A 4,632-nucleotide genomic window follows, 5' to 3' on the forward strand; every position below is an offset into this window, starting at 1 on the left:
ACACTTAGATGGGATGCACCAGTGCCTGTCCATTGATAACTGGTTATCTTTCTATCGCCTTTTGCGCTACCTGAGCCTGTTACTGTATGTTCGGTTCCCTCTTGTACAGACTGGTCGCCACCTGCATCCGCAATTGGAATCAATTTATTATCTATATTAATAAAAACACTTGTTCTTACCGTTTGCGTAGTTCCTGATGAAGAAGCTGTAAGATATGTTAGGTACTCATTATCTCCGTTAGGCTTAAAATAAGGCGCCGTTCTGGTGAAGATTTGAGAATTGTCTACATGTGATTTATTATTTGGGAAATTGCTATTCCAAGAATATCTAATATCTTGATGATCACCATACACTTTGGCTGCTATACTAAACTCTTCATTTTCAATTACATGAATTTTTTTCGGTATGCTGACAAAAAAACTATTATCTGAAACGTGTTCTTTGTTTTGAATGCTGAGTTTGTTAACTAAAGTTTCTGTTTTTAATGCATTTTCACTATCAATGCTCTCGTTATTATCTAACCATCTACTGATATAATAATTTTCTACCTGATCGTGATTATTTATAGTATTTTCAGGATTAGCTTCACTTTGAGCATAACTAAAATAAACAGCATCCTTAGCACCCACAAATGATCTAATATAAGTAGTTTCTCTTGCCTCTAATACTTGCCCATCATCAGATGCTTTTAATCGTGCAAGCAAGTAGTTGTTATTCCCTCTTGACGTACCATATAAAGCACCATCTTGACTATCCTCAAGTCTGCTAATATAAGCATTTCGTGTTGAAAAATTGCTATCATTAAAAGGAATTTTTTTAGCCATGGCGTTTTCTTGGAATGGATATTCAGTTGTATATAAACCGTTAACTCCCTTCATTAAGGTTGCCAAATAGTAATTACTACCTATTAATGCCGCATCAAATAGAACACTTTCATCAAGATTATCTAAAAAAGGTATAAAACCATAAATCAACTCAGAATCATCACTGTTAATACGATAAACCAAAATATTGGTCGAGGCTCCTTTATCAAAGGATAAGTTACTACCCAATAAATGGATATCATTGCCAATCAATCTCATTCTATTGACTGAGCCATTAAAGGTTTTAACCTTATCCAATTTTTTTGTATCTAAGTTAATTTTATAGAATGAGTTTTCATTACTAACAGGGTTAAAAGATAGAACAAACAGCTCTCTATTTTTAATTAATATATCTTCTATATAATCATTACTTGGCAAATAAATAAAAGGTGCTGCAGTATTTGTATCAGCTGATTCAAGTTTATGAATAAGACTTTTAATATTTGATGCAATGTAAAAATCACCTTTGTAGTCACTGGCAATAGCGGTGACTTCAAAAATACCAGAATTTTCTTGGCTCAAATCTGAAGTTACTGCAGATCTCAATGACCCGCTTTGGCTTGTTGAATTGTTGATGCGCTTGATGATATGTTTACTATCAATAAAATAAACATCTTCTGATGTTAGAAGGTGATAATCTCCTTGGGTTAGGATATTATCGACGTTGACTGTATCTGATGCTTCTGTTTCATTTTCATCATCAGCTTTAGATATCATCTTATAACTGATCTTTGAATCTTTTAAGATATCTTCTTTTTCTAAAATAATCGTACATGATTCATTATTTAATGGAGTACTGTATTGTGAACCATCATTTGATAACTGCTGACATAGATTTACATTCTGGTTTTGCAGGCTTCTTATATTGCCATTGTCAACAACTACCGGTTTTATATTCTCAAAATTTAAAGTTAGCTTAGCACCTTCAGTCTGACTAAAAACATCTAATGAATAATATTTTTCATCTAATCTCTTAGGTTTACTCACAAAGGCATCATGCATGGCTTTGGACGCTTTTATTTCAAAAGATTGATCTGCTGCTAGATTACTTGCCCCTTTTTTAATAGTAAACTGAGGGAATGCGTTAGTGGTTTCACCACTTAATGAATCAATTTTCAGATAAAGTAGGCAAGTTTCCTGGCTATTTAATTCTTGAAAAGTTATATTTTTATTATCACTCCCTATGATGCAGATCGGTGAATTAGTATTAAACATTTTATACTCATTTTGTGATGCTAATATTAACCCACTTAGTTCAAGATAACTATCACTCACACTCCAATCAAATTGAGAGCTATTTTTTATTTCAATTTTATAAATTTCATCTTCTGATGTTGTATTCGTATTGCTTTTTGAGGCATTATTTAAAATGACATTCTCAGAACTGATATCAAGCTGAATAGGTGCTATTTCTATATGACTTACTAGGGTGATGTTTTTGCTATTTTCTAAGTTACTTTCATCAGTAAATTCTAAATTAACTTCAAGTTTTTTACGACCATGTGCTGATTGAGTTACATTATGAATTTTAAATTCATACACAGAACCGACTTGCAAATAATCTTCAGTAGTAGGAAAACTATCTATATCCAAAGACATTTCACTTGTTTTTGTTAATTCATTGCCATCACTCTCTTTCAATGTAGCACTAACAAACTTCATATTGGGGCGATATACCCTCAAATTGATAATATTATTTTCATTAAGTTCTTGTATATACAGATTCTCAATATGAGCAACATTCAAGCTATCATTTAAAAAATAAAAATCTAAATCATCTCCTATGTTTGAAGCAGATAATGCCCCTTTCGCATAATCATTAGACCTTAGAGAGTTTTTTACTGTATCTGACATGTTGGCACTTATATCAATAGTCTCTCCTGCTTCAATCACCCTCAAGCTGTGCGTGTTATTATTGCCAAGACTAAATTTAACATTATTCAATGCATAAGACAGAGGATTGTAAATACTTATATTTTTTGCGTTAGACATATAAATATTGCTATCTAACGGCTCTAGTGCATTTAAAAGTGGTGCTTGAAGTAATTTAGGTGAGTACTTATCAACAACGGTTATTTTCTTAGTGTAATCAACTGATTGTCCATTCTCTAAGGTGAATTTGATATGAATGTCTTTTTCACCTAATTGCTGCGTGTCATCAAACAAAAGAGGAATTGTACAATATCCTTGAAACTCATTATATGAATTATCTGCAGCTATACATAAATCAGATGTTAAGTGGTCTTTATCTAATTGAGCACCTTCTATACGAATATCTTTTATTTTAAACACTTGCCCATCTTCTGTTGAGCCTACTTTAAGTTTATTATTTGGATTTATCACTTTAATAGTAATATCACCAATGCCAGTTTTGCCCTGCGCAATATAGTCAGGAATTTTAGTGGTCATTTTTTCTGATACACTTAAGTGAAGGGCAGTAGCACTTCCTGAGCTACTGTCCCCATAACTTCCGCCTCCCCCGCAAGCAACCAACAAACCACTAACGATTAGCGTATAAAATAATTTAGCTTTAGCTATCTGTCTTTTCATAATATGACTCGATTTATTTTAAAATGTAAAAATTGAATATTGATACTTTTCTTTATGCTATAAATAACTATAGATATATTTTTAATGGCTTTAATAATTTTTCGAATGAACGAAGGTGTATCAAACTTATTGGAAATAAAGTGGTTATACTTAGACATGTTGACTATTACTGTCAGGTTATTTAACCATTTGCAGCGTTGTATAAATAGAGGAAGCAGGAATATGTATAATAAAATTAATAATGACATACAACTGAATTGAGTAATAGCTTCCTGTAGATAAGGTAGTGCTTTATTGCTATAGATAAATTCGCGTTTATTGAAGAAATTGAAACTGGAAAAATAAGAAAATACAGAGGACGATATAATTAAAGATAACAAATCACTATCAGGCACAACAACAGCAAAGTAATTAGCATCTTCGTGTTCTAATAGCGCACTATTTTGGCTTTTAGTCAGCTGACTCACAAACAAATAATGCGCATATTTCAAGGAACCTGAATATCCAAAGTTAAAACCACCATCGCCAAAGCTTTCGTCGTTCAACACCTCTATAAGCATTTCTTCATTACCTTGAAAGATCTGACCTTCATGATACAAAAAATCAGCAAATAAAATTTCTATGTGCGATAGAACAGTAGCTTTTTCCGATATTAAATCATATGTAACATCATTACTATATGATGATTGCTCATGTGTTGAAATATCATTAAATATTGAATATTGGTAGCTTTCATTAATCATCTGTTCCAGTTGCAACTGCAGCCTAAATAGATCAGATTTCTCTTTACTATTCCCGACTGTGAAAGTACTTAGCATAAAAACAAGCAATGAACTAAGGTATAAAAAAAACGTTTTTAAAATTATACTCAAAACTTTACACCTCCTCTTACTGCCATAAAAAAATTTTAACAACTGTAAAATTATTGTTCTAAGTCTAGCTAGAATTTAATTAACTACAAATCATGGCGACGATTATATCACTAAAATACTTTTTTGCAAACTGACCGGCTCTTTTCCCCAGGGTCACCTCATTAAAAAAACAGGTGACATCTAGCAAATTATGTGGAATAAGCAGTTGTTATAAGGGATTGAAAGCAACACACATCTAGATTTAATGAAACGACTATGTTATCCTATTTTCAAAATATAGAATTGGATTTTTTATAATGGCAACGGGTATCAAAATAATAGCGCAGCATTATGATGTAAGCACAGGT

Annotated in this window: 2 protein-coding genes; both read right to left on the bottom strand. The window is 32.0% G+C overall.

The annotated features are described in order from the left end of the window. Positions 1 to 3,413: hypothetical protein (locus tag IE867_RS14015; protein ID WP_192485332.1), on the bottom strand; the 3,413-nt coding region annotated here is incomplete at its 3' end. Then, positions 3,410 to 4,285 carry a hypothetical protein gene (locus IE867_RS14020; RefSeq protein WP_192485333.1) on the bottom strand — a complete coding sequence of 292 codons (876 nt, stop codon included), beginning with the start codon at positions 4,283 to 4,285 and terminating at the stop codon, positions 3,410 to 3,412. The genes IE867_RS14015 and IE867_RS14020, both read right to left, overlap by 4 nt. Positions 4,286 to 4,632 lie beyond the last annotated feature (347 nt).

This window comes from Cysteiniphilum marinum, from assembly GCF_014857925.1.
GTDB lineage: Bacteria > Pseudomonadota > Gammaproteobacteria > Francisellales > Francisellaceae > Caedibacter > Caedibacter marinus.